At 46.8% G+C, this 14,909-nt stretch carries 16 protein-coding genes; 15 read left to right on the forward strand and 1 reads right to left on the reverse strand.

Going from position 1 to position 14,909, the window contains the following annotated elements; translation table 11 throughout:
* The first annotated feature begins 43 nt into the window (after positions 1-43).
* From SATMO3_RS11355 to SATMO3_RS11410, 12 genes are all read left to right on the forward strand, one after another.
* Entirely contained in the window at positions 44-820 is a 777-nt protein-coding gene (locus tag SATMO3_RS11355) for a hypothetical protein (RefSeq protein WP_371380897.1), read from the forward strand.
* Positions 821-826: 6 nt separating this feature from the next.
* Positions 827-1,198, forward strand: a complete 372-nt coding sequence (locus SATMO3_RS11360; RefSeq protein WP_371380898.1) for a hypothetical protein — start codon at positions 827-829, stop codon at positions 1,196-1,198.
* Between the two features lie 25 nt (positions 1,199-1,223).
* The gene (locus SATMO3_RS11365; protein WP_371380899.1) at positions 1,224-2,273 is read left to right on the forward strand and encodes a major capsid protein; all 1,050 of its coding nucleotides are present in this window, start codon (positions 1,224-1,226) and stop codon (positions 2,271-2,273) included.
* 7 nt (positions 2,274-2,280) lie between these two features.
* Positions 2,281-2,763: a hypothetical protein gene (locus SATMO3_RS11370; protein WP_371380900.1), complete on the forward strand. Its 483-nt coding sequence runs from the start codon at positions 2,281-2,283 to the stop codon at positions 2,761-2,763.
* Positions 2,763-3,140 carry a hypothetical protein gene (locus SATMO3_RS11375; protein ID WP_371380901.1) on the forward strand — a complete coding sequence of 126 codons (378 nt, stop codon included), beginning with the start codon at positions 2,763-2,765 and terminating at the stop codon, positions 3,138-3,140. The genes SATMO3_RS11370 and SATMO3_RS11375 overlap by 1 nt, the downstream gene beginning before the upstream one ends.
* A 3-nt stretch (positions 3,141-3,143) precedes the next feature.
* On the forward strand, positions 3,144-3,590 hold the full coding sequence (locus tag SATMO3_RS11380) for a hypothetical protein (protein WP_371380902.1): 447 nt from the start codon (positions 3,144-3,146) through the stop codon (positions 3,588-3,590).
* Positions 3,571-4,695, forward strand: coding sequence for a hypothetical protein (locus tag SATMO3_RS11385; protein WP_371380903.1), 1,125 nt, complete (start codon positions 3,571-3,573; stop codon positions 4,693-4,695). Before SATMO3_RS11380 ends, SATMO3_RS11385 begins: the two co-directional genes overlap by 20 nt.
* A 76-nt stretch (positions 4,696-4,771) precedes the next feature.
* Entirely contained in the window at positions 4,772-5,236 is a 465-nt protein-coding gene (locus tag SATMO3_RS11390; RefSeq protein WP_371380904.1) for a hypothetical protein, read from the forward strand.
* Positions 5,237-5,481: 245 nt separating this feature from the next.
* Positions 5,482-5,988, forward strand: a complete 507-nt coding sequence (locus SATMO3_RS11395; RefSeq protein WP_371380905.1) for a hypothetical protein — start codon at positions 5,482-5,484, stop codon at positions 5,986-5,988.
* A 110-nt stretch (positions 5,989-6,098) separates the two neighbouring features.
* Positions 6,099-10,565 carry a hypothetical protein gene (locus SATMO3_RS11400; RefSeq protein WP_371380906.1) on the forward strand — a complete coding sequence of 1,489 codons (4,467 nt, stop codon included), beginning with the start codon at positions 6,099-6,101 and terminating at the stop codon, positions 10,563-10,565.
* Positions 10,566-10,573: 8 nt separating this feature from the next.
* Complete coding sequence (locus SATMO3_RS11405; protein WP_371380907.1) at positions 10,574-10,759, forward strand: hypothetical protein; 186 nt, start codon at positions 10,574-10,576, stop codon at positions 10,757-10,759.
* Positions 10,760-10,768: 9 nt separating this feature from the next.
* On the forward strand, positions 10,769-11,149 hold the full coding sequence (locus SATMO3_RS11410) for a hypothetical protein (RefSeq protein WP_371380908.1): 381 nt from the start codon (positions 10,769-10,771) through the stop codon (positions 11,147-11,149).
* On the opposite strand, the gene SATMO3_RS11415 is transcribed toward SATMO3_RS11410, so the two are convergent.
* Positions 11,146-11,364, reverse strand: coding sequence for a hypothetical protein (locus SATMO3_RS11415; protein ID WP_371380909.1), 219 nt, complete (start codon positions 11,362-11,364; stop codon positions 11,146-11,148). The two genes, SATMO3_RS11410 and SATMO3_RS11415, sit on opposite strands and share 4 nt — an antisense overlap.
* A gap of 87 nt (positions 11,365-11,451) precedes the next feature.
* Here SATMO3_RS11415 and SATMO3_RS11420 point away from each other — a divergent pair, with 87 nt between their 5' ends.
* The 3 genes from SATMO3_RS11420 to SATMO3_RS11430 are packed head-to-tail and all read left to right on the forward strand — an operon-like array spanning position 11,452 to position 14,899.
* A complete protein-coding gene (locus tag SATMO3_RS11420) occupies positions 11,452-12,366 on the forward strand; it encodes a hypothetical protein (protein WP_371380910.1) in 915 nt (304 codons plus the stop codon).
* Between the two features lie 13 nt (positions 12,367-12,379).
* Entirely contained in the window at positions 12,380-13,810 is a 1,431-nt protein-coding gene (locus tag SATMO3_RS11425) for a hypothetical protein (protein WP_371380911.1), read from the forward strand.
* A 3-nt stretch (positions 13,811-13,813) separates the two neighbouring features.
* A complete protein-coding gene (locus SATMO3_RS11430) occupies positions 13,814-14,899 on the forward strand; it encodes a hypothetical protein (protein WP_371380912.1) in 1,086 nt (361 codons plus the stop codon).
* Positions 14,900-14,909 lie beyond the last annotated feature (10 nt).

Below are 14,909 nucleotides of genomic sequence, written 5' to 3' on the forward strand. Positions count from 1 at the left end.
CAGGGCGCTTTTTCTATGCGCAAAAATAAGGAGGATGACCACAGTGACACTGGAAGAACTCTTGGCCGCACTGGCCAAACTGCCTGAAGGCTCTAAATATGCGGAAGCCCTAAAAGCCATTATTGCTACCAAGGACGGCGAAATCGCTCAAAAGGGTACGCAGTTTAAGACGTTAACCAAAACGCTCAAAGAAGCTGAGGAAAAGCTCAAAAAAACTACTGACCGCCTTGAAAAATTCCATGATCATACCGGTGTTGCCGACGATGTGGAGGATGTTGAGGCGGCGCTGGTCGAACTCAAGGCCAAAGAAGAGGAAGCCCTGAAAGCGGCTGGCGGTAAGGGTGCTCCGGAAATCACCCAACTGCAGAAGGACATTGCCAAGCTGCAGCGTGATTTGAAGAGAGCTACAGAGGCTCAGGTTATTTCGGAAAAGACCGCTGCTGAGGAACGGTCCAAGCGGCAAAGCAGCGAGCGGAACCGGGCTTTACTGGCGGCTCTTACTGAGAATAAGGCGATCAAACCGGATCAGCTCTTAAAGATTCTGGCCGATAAAGTCAAGGTGAATGACGATGACAGCCTGACTTTCATAAAAGATGATGGCGAAGAAATGGAAGTCACTGTCGGCGTCAAGGGATACCTGGATGCCAATCCGGAATTTGTGATTAATGATCAAAACCGCGGCGGCGGTGGAGGTGGTGGCACTGCTGGCAAGAACGGTGAGGCCGGTGCCTTTGGCAAATCGCTTGCCCAGCAAGCCACCACACAGCAAACCCCTGCTCTGCAAAAAGGGCAGGCATTTTATTTTGGTAAAGGAGAGTAATAAACAATGAAATTTACACAGACCGACTATCTGGGCACGAAAAATATCCTGCGGTTTCCGGATCACTATGTGGCCGTTCCGGTTAAAGTGAGCGATACCGATGTTATAGCCAATTCCGATGGGAAAAAGATTGTTAAGGCCGGGACGATCGTTGGCGGATCCGGTGGCAAGGCGTTGACGGACCCGGAAACCTATTCGGTAACCGTCCAAAATGACGCGGATGCCGAGGGTGTTTTGTTTAATGATGTCGACGTTACGCATGGGGCCCGTAGCGGTGCCATGATTATCCATGGCTTCATTGAGACCAGTAAAATTCCATCGGCACCGACTACCGAGGCGGCCACAGCGCTGGCCGGCCGGATTGTATTTCTGAAATAAATCGAATTAAGGAGAGATGACGCGAATGAATATTTTTGACATGATCAATGCTGATGAAATCGGCGTGTACTATACGGAGACCGCTTCCAATAAAATTCCCTACCTTGGCGAGGTACTGTTTCCCCCGCGGAAAAAGCTGGGATTAAACCTTGCCTGGATCAAAGGCAGCAATGGCTTGCCAGTTGCGCTGGCTCCGGCTGAATTTGATACCAAAGCATCTATCAGGGATCGGGTTGGCGTGTCCCGGGTTGAAACCGAAATGCCATTCTTCCGCGAGGCTATGCGTATTGGTGAAAAAGACCGCCAGCAGATTTTGATGGCAATGGAGGCAAGAAATAAAGATATCCTGAAACCCATAATCCAAAAGATTTTCGATGATGCCACCAACCTGGTTGACGGCGTTACCGTCGTCGCGGAACGCATGCGCATGCAGCTTTTGTCTGCCGGCACGATCGGTATAAGCGCAAAAGGCGTTGACTATGATTACGATTACTTGATGGCTTCTTCGCAAAAAACCACCCTGACGGGCACGGATATGTGGTCCGATACCGAAAATTCCAATCCGGTGGAGCAAATCCTTTCTGAGATGGATGCCGCGGAGGAAGCAACCGGCAACCGCCCCACCCGGGCAGTCTGCAGCCGGAAAACCTGGGGATATCTGTTGCAGAATGAAAAAATCAAGAAGGACATGAACCCGGTCGGCGGCCTGAACATCATCATGACGGACAACCTACTCAAGCAGTACTTCTTGGACAAGCTGGGACTGACTGTTGTGGTGTATACGAAAAAATACCTGTTGTCACTGGGGGGCGATTCGCAGCAGTTTTTTCCGGACAATGTGTTTACTCTGATTCCGGAAGGCGACTTGGGCAATACCTATTTCGGCACCACGCCGGAAGAAGCCGATCTACTGACCAATGCTTCTCAGGCCACAGTGTCGATTGTTAATACCGGTACCGCGGTAACCACCTATGCCGAACCGCATCCCGTCAACATCCAGACCATTGTGTCCGCGATCTGCCTGCCGAGCTTCGAGACGATTGATAGCATCCGTATTTTGACGGTGGCGTCATAATAGTAAAATGAACATTGAGTTTGAGCTGGATTATCTAAGTTTATTGGCGGCGGCCGAGCGATCACCAGCACTGGCTAATGAGGCAATGGTGCTTGGCCTAAACAAATCAGCGCGAGAAGTGCAGGCCATTGCCCGGGCGAAGCATCGGTTCCGAAGCAGGACAACCATGCTGGAAAAGTCGGTGGACTATGAAGTGAATAAAGCAGAAATGGAAGCTACGGTTTCACTGGATGAATCCGTAGCTTCTTATGCTCCCTGGGTACATGACGGCACAAAGCCGCACTGGATTGAACGAAAGGCAAAGAAATCTCTCCGGTGGACGCAAGGCGGTAAATTTATGTTTGCAACGAAAGTATGGCATCCAGGTACCCAGAAGGACCAATTCCTGTATGAAGCTGGGAAAGCCGCTTTGCCGCGAATCAATCAGATTTTTGCCCGGGCTGTTGAGGATTTGGTCGCTCAGCTCAATCGGCAGGTAGGAGGTGCCTAATGGCTTATTTTAGTAAAGAAGATGTGCGGGACGAACTTTTAAAGCGCCAACTTAAACCTGAAGATGTCGACGAAAGCACGGCTTATATCGACGATATCGCCGCCAGGCTCAGGGTGGATCCGGTCATGATCCCAAATCCCGCGCCTTACGCGGTGCGGACGCTGGCCATGTCATACGCTTTGATGCAGGCTGCGCTTAACGCTTCTATGAATAACGGCACTGGCGGCGAAAACGCCGCGGATGCCTTCGAACTGAAGCGGCGGGTTTACGCGGCCAGAGTGGCTGAACTCGAAGGGGAAATCAATGCGCAGACCTTATTAGGACGGGGAAGTCAAAAATCTAAATTTCCCATGTCGATTTCTATGCAGAGGTGCTGACACATGCTGTATTGGTGGCCTATAGTTAAGCATTTCAGTGACTTTTTAGGGAAAAGAACTGAATTTGCCGAGCCCTGGAATATTTACCCGGGCAGCAAAGGCAGTGCGAAACCCTTTCCTTGTATTGAGGTTCAGTGGGACCAGGAGGCTGCCCTATCGGTACACAAGCCGAATCAGGGCAGTCTTGTTTTATGGATCGACATCTGGGTGGCTTCTGATGAGGTTGAGCAGGATGACGTATACCGGCAGCAGTATGAGGCGCAGTCGGCCATCTTTGCGAGTCTTCGGGAGTGGAGCAATGCCCTAAAAGAAGAGCTTAACCTGGCGGTCAAGCTGGAATGCCCGGGTATTATCTCGCAAGGGACAATTACCCGGCCAACCTTTGGCTGCCGCATGATTATTAATATTGAATGGAGAGGTGGCAAAAATTATGGATACTCAGAAGACTAGCCTGGTATTCGATTTGCAGCGATTTGGTACGCCGAGTCCTAAAAATCTATTGCTGGGCGCAGGCCCTATTTATTTTGACCGTCTTGACGATGATGGTAATTCTACCGGGCTAAGAAACATAGGCAGCACCGATGATTTTAAATTTAAAACCGAGGTTACGAAAGTAACGAAAAAATCTTCCCTGGATAAAGCCCGCCGCACTTATGCTGAAGCCGTTAAGGAAATTGGCGCCACAGGCTCCATCACCATGACGGAGTTTGACCCGGCAAATTTGGCTCTCGCTTTATACGGCGAAGAGGGTGTAATCACCCAGGAAGCCCAGGAAATAACGGACGAAGTGTATACGGTTAAACTGGGGCAGGCTATCCAGCTTCCGTATTACAAGGTGAAAGATGTTGTCGTGGAGCCATTGGAAGCCACCGGCCCAGTAATCGGCGAGGCTGCCTCTTACGCAGTCACTGGCACAGGTACGGTAACGTCCGGCGGTACTTATACCGGCACAACGACAGGCACTTACTACGTTGCCATTACCGCCGCCAACACTACCGCCGGGGATATTTCGGGTTGTAAGTTTAAGTGGCGTAAATCGCTAACCGGCGTGTATAGTGAAGAAATTGAGGCTACCGGGGAGGCTCAGGAGCTGGCCGAAGGTGTAACGGCTACCTTGACTGTTGCGACTGGTAAAAGTTTTGCCGTTAACGACATTTATTCGATTGCAGTTACTCCGGCTTCAGGCGCTTATACCCTTGGAAAAGATTATAAGGTGCCTACCATTGAGGCTCGGGGTGGCTTGATCACTTTCCCGACTACATCATCTATTGAAGACGGAGCGCAGGTAAAAATCAGCTACAGCGTCCCTGCCGCCACGTTCCCGAAAGTGTCCGGGGCAACTGTCAGCAGTGTGGAGGGCATGCTGTTATTCCTAGGCGATCCGTCTCACGGACCGACGTATAACGGGGAATTTTGGCATGTCTCTATTACACCGAATGGTGAAATTGGCATGATCTCTGATGATTTTGCCACCTTCGGTATTGATTTTACTTGCCTGGATGATAGCGAAAACCACCCGGACGATCCTCTGTACCGACTGGTCAAGCTGGCTTAGTAGTGAAGCGGCCGGGTAATTCCCGGCCTAATCCTTTTATTCTTTTAAGAGTACTTTTAAAACGGAGGGAATACCTGTGAAACAGAAAGCAGAGACTCGCAACGAGCTCGATATATTGCTGCCGGAATCAGACGTTACAATCAATGGGGAAAAAATAATTATCAAGCCGTTTATGTTTGCCGAGCTGCCCAGCATTGTAAAACTGCTGTCTAAAATGGGCGTAGGCTTTTATGAGCTGATCAGTGCCGATGGTCTGCAATTCAGCGACTCCGGCAACCTTATTCTTAATCAGAAGTTTATTGAAAACATCGGAACAATTTTTGAGAACCATTTCCCAGAGGTAGCCGAGCTGATGGCTATTTATACCGGCAAGGAACCGGCGTTTTATTTGAATAAAGAAAACGGCGTTGACGGTGAAGACGGCCTTATGTTGCTACTCATGATTATTGAGCGTAACTACGGTTTTTTTATGAAACGTTTGGCCCCGATTCTGGAAGAAATAAAGGCCAAACAGAAGTCAACTGGAGCGAAATCGTCTTAGAACTGAAAAAAGCCGGCCACTCATTTGGTGAGGTTAAAGGCTACACGCTGGATCAGATGGTCTTGTTTTATGGCGCGGCCTTACAGCAGCGGATTCGTTATATGCAGGACGTTCGCGCCGGGGTGTGGGCCGATAAGGACGATTTTACCAAGTACATAGATGACATAGTTAAGCGGTAATGTAATATCTCCTTTACACTTATTGCCATATGTTATAATATTGAGTCAAAAAGGGGAATTGTGGTAATGAGGAAAATTTCCAATGTTTTACTAATCACCTTACTTATTGTTTTCTCTTCATTCTCGTTTTGCTCGGCTGAAATTACATCACGAACAGGAGATACTCAAAACGAGGTTATTACAACAAGTCAAACAATAACCGGCCTTGATGAAGCTTATATTTCATATTTCATAAAAAAATCTGCAAATAGTACTGATACATATACACTTGTTTTTAGTCGTATATATCCTTTGTTTGAGCATTTCTCATATAAAAATGGCTATCCATGTTTAATAAAATTTGACAATGAGAAGGATTTTACTATTCTTGAAACAACCGGAATAAACAACAAGCAGATTGAAGTCGGTTCTATGAGATCAATGGCCGGGTTTAAGATAAAGCAAGAGCAAGTTGATAAATTGAAATCATGTACGAATGTTAGAATTCTACTGTTTAATGAGTCCAAAACATATACTTCGGAATTTCAAGTACCGCAAAATGCCCTAAACGAATGGAAACAAGTGGCTCTATAAGCAATCAAAAAATCTGCATAATATAGTAACCGTTAAATTGCGCGGGTACTCCGATCATCTGAACCGCTGAATAAATCAGCGGTTTTTTATGTCCGAACGGAGGTGAATAATTGGGTAAAAATGTCATAGAAATCCAAATTACAGCTCAAAATGCTAGCGCATTAAGGGCTATTAGGCAGATAGCAGAGGAGGCCGCACAGTCAGCAGCTAAAACTAAAGCCGCAGGGTCTACAAGCGGCGACGGGTTTAATAAATCTCTTATTGAGATAGGCAAGCAAGCTAACCATGCAGAAAAGGCATTAGAAAAGGTTGAGAACCAGGCGAAGAATACGGCTGCTTCTATAAAGAAAATTGGAGAAAGCCGAGTACAAAAGCCTGTGATTGCAGTAAATATTAATACATCGGCCCAGGCAATCACTAGTAGTAGAGTGGAAGGAGCGTTCCGACCGGCATCGCTTGGATCTGGGGCTAGTGGCAAGAAGGTCAAGGCATCGGATATCAAAGGGCTAGCGGATACCGCCAAAGAGGCGGAAGATGCAATCAGGAAGATCGGTGATGCTGGTACCAAGGCCGGAACAAAGATAAATGCCGGCGGCAAAAAAGGTGCTGACGGGCTTCGTAATATAGGTAATCAAGGCGAGGGGATATTAAGTACTTTTAGTAAGATCGGCATGGCGGCGTATGGAATCATTGCCACTGTCCAAACGGTAAAAGATACCTTGGGTTCTATCTTCGGAACCGGCATCACCTACGACAAGCAGATGGAAACTGCTCAGTTAGGTGTTGCCGGTATTTTAATGTCTATGACAAAACTCAATGGTGAGCAATTAAAACTGAACCAGGCCATGCAAATCTCAAGTCAGACACTTAAGCAAATCCAGGAAAACGCTGTTAAGATTGGTTTACCGGCAGAAGATATGATAAGTGGTTTTCAATCAATTCTTGGTCCAGGGTTACAAGCCAAAATGACTATGGAAGAGATTGTACAAATTACTACCACTGGTACAAAGGCCGTTAAGACTATGATGGGTTCAATGGCTAATGAGATGCAAATTACCCAGGAGCTACGCTCCATGATAAGCGGCACCATTGACATGAACTCGCAGGTAGCTAAAGCACTGGGTATTACGAATGCGGACGTTGAAAAAGCGAAGCAAACGGCTGGTGGCTTGTTTAAGTATCTCATGGATAAAATGAGCGGGTTTAAAGAGCTTGCAACTATCTGGCCTGACACAATGACCGGAGCTACAGAACGATTTAAAGCTATGTTTGGACAGGCTTCTGGTAGTTCGTCTGAAACCGTATTCGTCAAACTGAAAAAAGAAATCAATGAAATTACAGATGCCTTATTTGTAGTTGATGAAAAAACAAAGACGGTTAGCTTTAATCCTACTTTACTAAGCAACATAAAGGAGATTGTTGATAATACCGTCTTATTTATCGAAAAGACAAAAGAAGCCGGTAAGGTAATAGGGCCAGTATTATTACCGCCATTAAACCTTGTGCTGTCGATCTTAAAATTTATCATACAACACACGCAAGCGGTAGCAACTGCACTATTGGCATGGACAGCAGTACAAAAAGCTATTCCTTTGTATGTCCTATTGAAAACAAAAATTTCTGATGCGGAAAAAGCATTGATTGCCCAAAAAAGAGCCGCCGCACAAGCATCAATAGCTAATGTAACAGGTGCTAATAACGCTATAGTTGCTATCGGTAGAATGGAAAAGGCTCTTTTTGCAGTAAAAACCGCTATTCGCGGCTTAGCCTCTGCTACACTTTGGGGGGCAATCGCAACCGCTGCCGGTATTGTTGTTGAAAATATAATTGAAGGTTTTAATAGGGTTGATAAATGGAAAGAGGAGCGAATCCAACAGCAAAAGACAAATCAAGGCAGTGATGGCAGTATTTCATGGCTATTGCAGGCACATGAAGGCGATTACGGTACGGTAAGTAGTGGAGCAGGAAGAAATGGTCAACCTGATCCCGGCGGTGTAAGCTATGGTGCATATCAGTTTAACTCTACGGATAAAGTTGTAAACTCGTTTGTTGAGTGGCTTCAAGGAATAGACCCACAAGTTTTCAACAGGTTAACGCAAGGCAGTATTGACACTCTTGATTATTCTGTTCCTGTAACAGTTGGGCCAGGAGATAGTCAATTTAAAACTAACTGGGAAACTCTTTCTTCCAGTGATTTAGGAAATCGTTTTGCCGATTTGCAAGATACCTATGCAAGAATGATGTATTATGACCCGGCTAGAAACTATCTGGCTGCTACTCATGGATTCGATCCCAACACCAGAGCCAATGCAGTCCAGGCAGCTATTTTTTCAACCGCTATTCAGCATGGCTCGGGAGGAATGCAGAAAGTTTTTGATAGATCTGCTCAAGATTACGGTTATCTTAACATGTCTTATTTTTCATCAGATGAAGACATACTTCGTGCTATTTATCGGGCTAGGGCAGAACTTAATCCCAGCGATACGCCTCGTTATAACGAAGAAGTAGAGGAAGCTATTGCTGGATTGGCTAAAAACAGTCCTCCAGCTAAGGGTACTTCTAGTTCTGGCAACTTGACCCTCAAAGACGAGCAGCAGGAAGCCAAAGCCCTGGCGGACGCCAAAATTGAATTAGCAAATGCCATTTCCAAAAGTCAGTTACAAGAGTATATTGCCAAATTAAAGCAAGAGGAGCAAAACCTTGAAAGCCGCAATATAAAAACCAATTTAGGGACGGCAACTGATGAAGAAAAAATTTCATCAGAGGAATACAACCGCCAAAAGAAAGTAATTGCTACTGCCAGGACAAATGCCGAAATTGCTGATTTACAACAGCAATTAGACAACGAGAATAGTAAGTTATCAAATAAGAATTTTTCTACTGAAGAAACGACAAAAGTTAAAACCACTATCGTAAACCTGCAGTCTCAGATCCGGCAGAAGGAGATTGAACTCCAAACTACCATTGACGGATTAAACAATGTCCAAGATAGCGCTATGCAAGCTCTAAAGGATGCGGCCACGGATATTGATATTACGAACCTTGAGAATAAAGGTCAGTATTCCAAGGCTCAAAAACTCCGTTCCGAGAAGCAAAATAGGGCTTTACAGCAGCAATTTATGACAAACGACATGTCGGATGCTTTAAAGCTGTTGCAGGAGAATAAAACGCATGATGCAATTCAGGCGGACTATACCCAGGCTGAAGCTACCATAGAAAATGCCATTAAATCCTTAAGCATGACGCAAGAAAAGCTAATTCAGGGGGTTGCCCGGGGCAGTATATCTGTTAACGATGCACTCACCCAATATCAAACGGCTTTTGATGCGAAGACTAAGGACGATATTGCAACCTTAAAGGCTGACCTCGAAAAGTCCAAAGGGGCAGGGTTTACCGATTTTGTAAATAAAATTGAGCTTAAATTGCTTGAGCTTAAAGACCACGCCAAGGATTACGTTGATAAACTATTAAAATCACTGGATAGTAACCTGGAGAAGAAAATACAGGATATTGAGTCAAACCCTGACTTAACTTCTATGCAACGGGAAAGCCAAATAGCGGCGGTAAAAAGGGAAGATGCGGCCAATAATGTAACAACGCTTAAGGCATTGATAGCAAATCCACCCCAAGGAATTGATACTGATTTTCTAAAAGCGGCACTAGCTAATGCTGAAAAACTCAGCGAAAGACTCAATAAGCTAAACGACATTAACTATCAGGTCAAGCAATCGTTTAAGGAATCCTTTGAAAGCGGCCTACTCACCTTTCTGACTGACGGTATAACCAAGTGCGAAACGTTGGGAGAAGCCTTCCGTAACCTCGCCAGTACGGTTGTAAGTTCCATTCAAAGGGTATACGCCGAAACCATAACCAAAGACATCATGTCGGCTTTCGGACTAGGCGATTACACCGGTGCCAAAGGTGGAGCTGCTGCAAACACCAACTCTGCCACAGCCACAAACACCACCGCAGTGAGTATTAATACATCTGCCATTAATCTGCTTACTTCTACACTAAGGTCTTTTGTGGGATTAGACACTTCTGTGGACGTTTCCGGTGATTCCGGCGACGGTGACTACCTGGATGATTTGCTTCAGGGCATGGTAAACGGCTTTGCCATAGGCGGGAGCTTTGCAAAGTTTGCTGATGGCGGTACAATGGACAGCGGCCCGGTCAAAGGCCCGGGAACCGGCACCAGTGACAGCATCTTAGCTTACCTTGGTAACTACCAAAAGTTTGTCGGCCTCAGCAACGGTGAGTACGTCATTAAAACAGCCGCCGTTAAAAAGTTCGGTACGGACTTCTTCGACAGGCTGAACTCCGGCTTAATCCCCAGAGAGTTTTTGCAAGTTAAAGCCCGGTTCGCTGATGGTGGCTCCATGGGCAGGACGTTGGCCGGACCGCAGGAGCTTGCGGCTACCCTGGCGTCCGGTGACACGAATATTCACCTAAAAAACGTCAACCTGTTTGACATGGGGGAAATCGACAGATATATGTCTGGCCGGGCCGGTGAGAAAGTAATCCTGAATCACATGAAAAACAATGCAACTCTCATGAGCAAAATTTTAAAAATTTAGGGGGCTTAATGATGAATAGTATTGAATTGATAAAACAACAGGACGAAACGGTAGAAATTCTTTTGCGGAAAAATTTACAGTTAGCCCAAGAGATTGGAGAATGCCAAACTGATAGTATTATAGAGCAGGCAACTGCTATTAAAATCGTGTTGGAAAACGCCCAGGCATTGAACAATATATTATTTGTAAAGTGAGGCTATAAAATGGAAAAGACATTCCCAAGGTGTAGTTCTGAACTTTACTCGGTAACTATTCCGGAACAGGTACTAAAAAAATGCTTGGATGAATACCAGGCCAATATTCGTCAAGCACTCGAGAATGGCGAACGTATACCAGTAAAGAGTGACGAGATATTCTCTAATCATTACGCGGCATGGAGTCTAGAGTTTATACAAGAAGTATCAAAAGATGATGATTTAAGCTTTGCGGCATTGCTTGCTAGAAATCATGACGAGGAAAAAGTAAGAGGGCTGGGACTGCAAATTCTATCCATGATTCAAGAACAAAAGTTTACTGTCTCGGAAACATTGCTGTTCTTACGGATGCTGGAGAGCTATGCGTTATCAAGTCCGTTACATCCTTAATACTTTTGCAAATAATCAATGCCGCCATCTCTTACATGGTAACAATCGCTATCACTACACTGTGCGGCTTCTTCGCATGTAAATATAATTTTATCAATAAGCGGTGCACGAGCCCTGGTAGCATAATTTGTTTTCTTCAAATGCTGTTTCAATACGCATACAGTTTTCTCCAACCGATGACAGAAAAGCTGAATATGAGTTTTGGTTACAGACATAGTTTACCTCCTTTCATCTGACAATGCCTGGGCAACCATCTAATTCGACAATAACCAATAATTACCTACAAAGAGGTGAAAAAACACATGGCTTGTACCGTTGGATCAGCCAACAACGTCCTTGCATTACTCAAGGGCGTTGTTTCTTTTTTGATTGATTCCTCAAACTTTGATACCGGGAAAAACTGGACGCTCTTAACGCCTGCATCCGTCGATGCTATTACATCCTCGACAGGCGTCATTCTCAAGGGCGTAGGTGACGGCGACGATGAAATCTACGTTGGTATGAAAATGTCAGTCGCCACAACTGGAACATCAACGACAAATGTAAATATCCTACTGAATGGCTATGCCGGTTATGATTCCGGTCTTGGCTGGGCAGAGCAGCCGGGGGCGATTAGCCTGGATAAACTGCCTGTAATACCGCTAGTGGATGCAACCCATATGACTTACTGGGTAAGCGCCAATTCCAGCCGGTTTATTATCATGGTGGAACTTTCCACGCAATACGAAGGAGCCTACCTCGGTCTATTTACGCCGATTGCCATTGAAAACCAGTACCCTTATCCGCTCCTGATCGGCGGCAGCTACTACGCAGATGGTGCATGGACGGATACCGGCACCAATCACGGCATGTTTACGCATCCAGGCACCGGCACCTATTCCTCCGTTGCCATTCGCCGTCCGGACGGGGCTTGGCGCTATTGTAAAGGCAGTACCCTGGGCGATCTGAATATGTGGCCGACAAATATTGCCCCGGTTGACACCTTGACTATCCTGGACGATGTTCTCACACTGGAAAATGTCATTATGTACCCGTTTTTGATGTATGAGAATAACCCGGTGGGCATGATCGGCCAACTTGACGGCGTGAATTGGATCGGCAACCGGGAGGACTTGGCGACCAAAGATAGCATTGTGTATGAAGGCTCAAGCTATAAAATATTCAACAATGTGTCAGCACGGGACAAAGATTCTTACTTTGCTATCAAGTGGTCATAAGGGGGCCGGGTAGATGCCGTACAAACAAGGTGAAGCCGCAAGCCTGGAAGACCTTATCAGCCAGCTAATAATCTGGGCTACCGACACCGCTATCCACGGTGACGATGCCTGGACATTGATGCAAAATGAGGCTTGGCCCAAGGGAACGATTCTAAGGGCTAAAGGGCTTGACGGCAAAAATAGCTGTTATATCGGACTTATGGTACTGGACTTTACCAGTAGCACCGCGTATTCCTCCTGGCTTCTACAGACAGAAGTCATTGCGAAAAAAATCGTGTGGGCTAAATCCGCTCTTAACAAACCGGGCGCGAATTTCACCCATACCAGCGGCGCGGCGTCCTTTGCCGTATGGAATGACGCTCTCGACACGAGCAAAGGCACAGTCACCTACACACTGTCCGGCCACAACAACTTAGTAAAGTCCTATGGGAAATGTCTGGTATTCGGTGTTTTCAAGCAGTTTACTGACGGGCTTAACTGGGATGAACAGCCAGGGGCCATAAATACAGCCGAACTTGATCTTGACTTGTACCCTCTCTTTTATACAAAGACGGGTTCCACTTCCCAAACGGAGCTTGCCCCACCAGTGTATCCCGGCTGGGGTTATCCGGGGATATCCCTTCCATCAGGGGAACCCTCTGCAGACAATATCACCTATTGGCTTATCAAGGATAACAGCCATTTAACCGTAGTTACACGTAACGGCATACAGTGGGATATGGGACACGCGGGACTACTGGAGCCTTTCGAAGCCGTTATGCAGTATCCGTTTCCCGCTGTTGTCGCCGGAACCTGCACCGGACTAAGTATTGTTGGCGAAAGCACGGTGGTCAACGGAACGCGAAAAGTGGTTAAAGGCAATAAGATCGATTACTCATATAGCAACTGGTCCATGTCACGGAGTCTGCCGCTTGCACCCTGCGAAAACGGCGTTTCCCAGCTTGCCTTGTGTCTGCCGGATGGGACATGGACATATTTCAGTAATTGGACGCAGGAATTGCAAAACCGAAGTTACAGCAGTTCGTCCACAGTGACCAGCTACTACTTTACCGTGGAGCGCCCCGTTCGGGAAAGCAATACTGCTGACGGCTACCGGATCAAGCCAACCAATGTGGAATTAACCGGCGTTGCCCCCTGTTTGTCCAGTGACGATACCATAACCCTGGAGCCGTTACAGCTTATACAGAATGATTCGGCCAATTACAAAGTGGATTTATTTGGTTCCCTGTGGGGCATGTCCTGGCCGGGAACCGATTTGCCATTTGGGGAAATCACTGTAAACGGCAAGGCTTGCCTGTTAATCCCGAACTGCTGGGAAGACCGCCTTTGGTATGTTATCCCATGGACGAATAGCTATGTGGAACAAAGCAGCTATTTTTCACAGTACAAGGAAATTTTGAAATATGGTAAACAGTTTAAAATGCTTATCGAACTGGAGGTTTAGCATATGGCCTACACAAAAACATCCATCACCACACCCAACCAGCTCTTGGTTGCGCTGAGTACCTTTGCGACAAGCTCCGGCTGGACGGTGCTGTATGAGGGGGACGATACCCCCATTGACGGGACCACCGGCACCGACGGGAAGCGGCTGGTCATTCAAAGCCCTGGCGGCGACACCTTCGCCCATTTCCGGGCCGCTAACGGCAAAAACATATTTACAACCCATAACACCACTGGCTATATGTATGGTGTGGGATTGACCTGCTCAACGGCCTATACGGAATCGCCGACAAGCGGCAAGTGGTTCGACCAGACCGGCGCTTGCCAAATGACCACCGGCGAAGTTATTGGCTGCGGTATCCCCATTTATTTTAATAAAGCCTGCAATGTCTATTTCAACCATATATCGGACCCGGCAGAAATGATAACTATATCTGTCGAGCTCTTTGACGGCGTATTCCAGCACATGGCGGTAGGTGAAACGTACAAGATTGGCTCCTGGACAGGCGGCACCATCTTCAGCGCCAGCCGTAACAGCGCCAATATGTTTGTATCCTCCATGACTTCGCAGACGATTGAGGCAACGAGCGACTATATATTTGCCGTTAATGCCAGAGCCAACACGTTTTTGCGGGCGAATATCGACGCCGCGCCCAACCGCTCCCCGGAAGTGCTATGGGGAAGCGCCGGACCGGCCACGGCCACCGCTGACGCTGGCTATACAGGCAAGCGGATCGCCCTGCCGGTATTCGGGGATGATGTTATTTCTAACTCCTGGTATCCCAAAATTCCGCACTATCGCTATATTCAATCGCAGTCGACCACCGATACAGGCCGAAACGTCAACACCCTTAACTGCATTTCCGTAAACTTGCCGCTGGCCGTCTATGTCCTGCGTGACCCGGATGCGCTTTCAAACTTTAGTCAGGTCGGTTATGTACCGGGTATTTACTTTATTTCGACACGCAACGTGGCACCGGCCAGCACCTACGATATTAATTACCCGGCATCCGGTAACCTGTTTCAATCCTTTCCTCAGACCAGCCGAGGTGGCAGTTTAGGCTATGACGGTATTTCGATCAAGCAATAGGAGGCGCTTT

It is taken from the genome of Sporomusa aerivorans, assembly GCF_041428895.1.
GTDB classification, from domain to species: Bacteria; Bacillota; Negativicutes; order Sporomusales; family Sporomusaceae; genus Sporomusa; species Sporomusa aerivorans.

Excerpts from the sequence above, each read along its gene's own strand:
- SATMO3_RS11385 (WP_371380903.1), top strand. The coding sequence starts at position 3,571 with ATGGATACTCAGAAGACTAGCCTGGTATTCGATTTGCAGCGATTTGGT.
- SATMO3_RS11380 (WP_371380902.1), top strand. The coding sequence starts at position 3,144 with ATGCTGTATTGGTGGCCTATAGTTAAGCATTTCAGTGACTTTTTAGGG.
- SATMO3_RS11425 (WP_371380911.1), top strand. The coding sequence starts at position 12,380 with ATGCCGTACAAACAAGGTGAAGCCGCAAGCCTGGAAGACCTTATCAGC.
- SATMO3_RS11370 (WP_371380900.1), top strand. The coding sequence starts at position 2,281 with ATGAACATTGAGTTTGAGCTGGATTATCTAAGTTTATTGGCGGCGGCC.
- SATMO3_RS11430 (WP_371380912.1), top strand. The coding sequence starts at position 13,814 with ATGGCCTACACAAAAACATCCATCACCACACCCAACCAGCTCTTGGTT.
- SATMO3_RS11375 (WP_371380901.1), top strand. The coding sequence starts at position 2,763 with ATGGCTTATTTTAGTAAAGAAGATGTGCGGGACGAACTTTTAAAGCGC.
- SATMO3_RS11405 (WP_371380907.1), top strand. The coding sequence starts at position 10,574 with ATGATGAATAGTATTGAATTGATAAAACAACAGGACGAAACGGTAGAA.
- SATMO3_RS11410 (WP_371380908.1), top strand. The coding sequence starts at position 10,769 with ATGGAAAAGACATTCCCAAGGTGTAGTTCTGAACTTTACTCGGTAACT.
- SATMO3_RS11395 (WP_371380905.1), top strand. The coding sequence starts at position 5,482 with ATGAGGAAAATTTCCAATGTTTTACTAATCACCTTACTTATTGTTTTC.
- SATMO3_RS11365 (WP_371380899.1), top strand. The coding sequence starts at position 1,224 with ATGAATATTTTTGACATGATCAATGCTGATGAAATCGGCGTGTACTAT.
- SATMO3_RS11360 (WP_371380898.1), top strand. The coding sequence starts at position 827 with ATGAAATTTACACAGACCGACTATCTGGGCACGAAAAATATCCTGCGG.
- SATMO3_RS11415 (WP_371380909.1), bottom strand. The coding sequence starts at position 11,364 with ATGTCTGTAACCAAAACTCATATTCAGCTTTTCTGTCATCGGTTGGAG.
- SATMO3_RS11420 (WP_371380910.1), top strand. The coding sequence starts at position 11,452 with ATGGCTTGTACCGTTGGATCAGCCAACAACGTCCTTGCATTACTCAAG.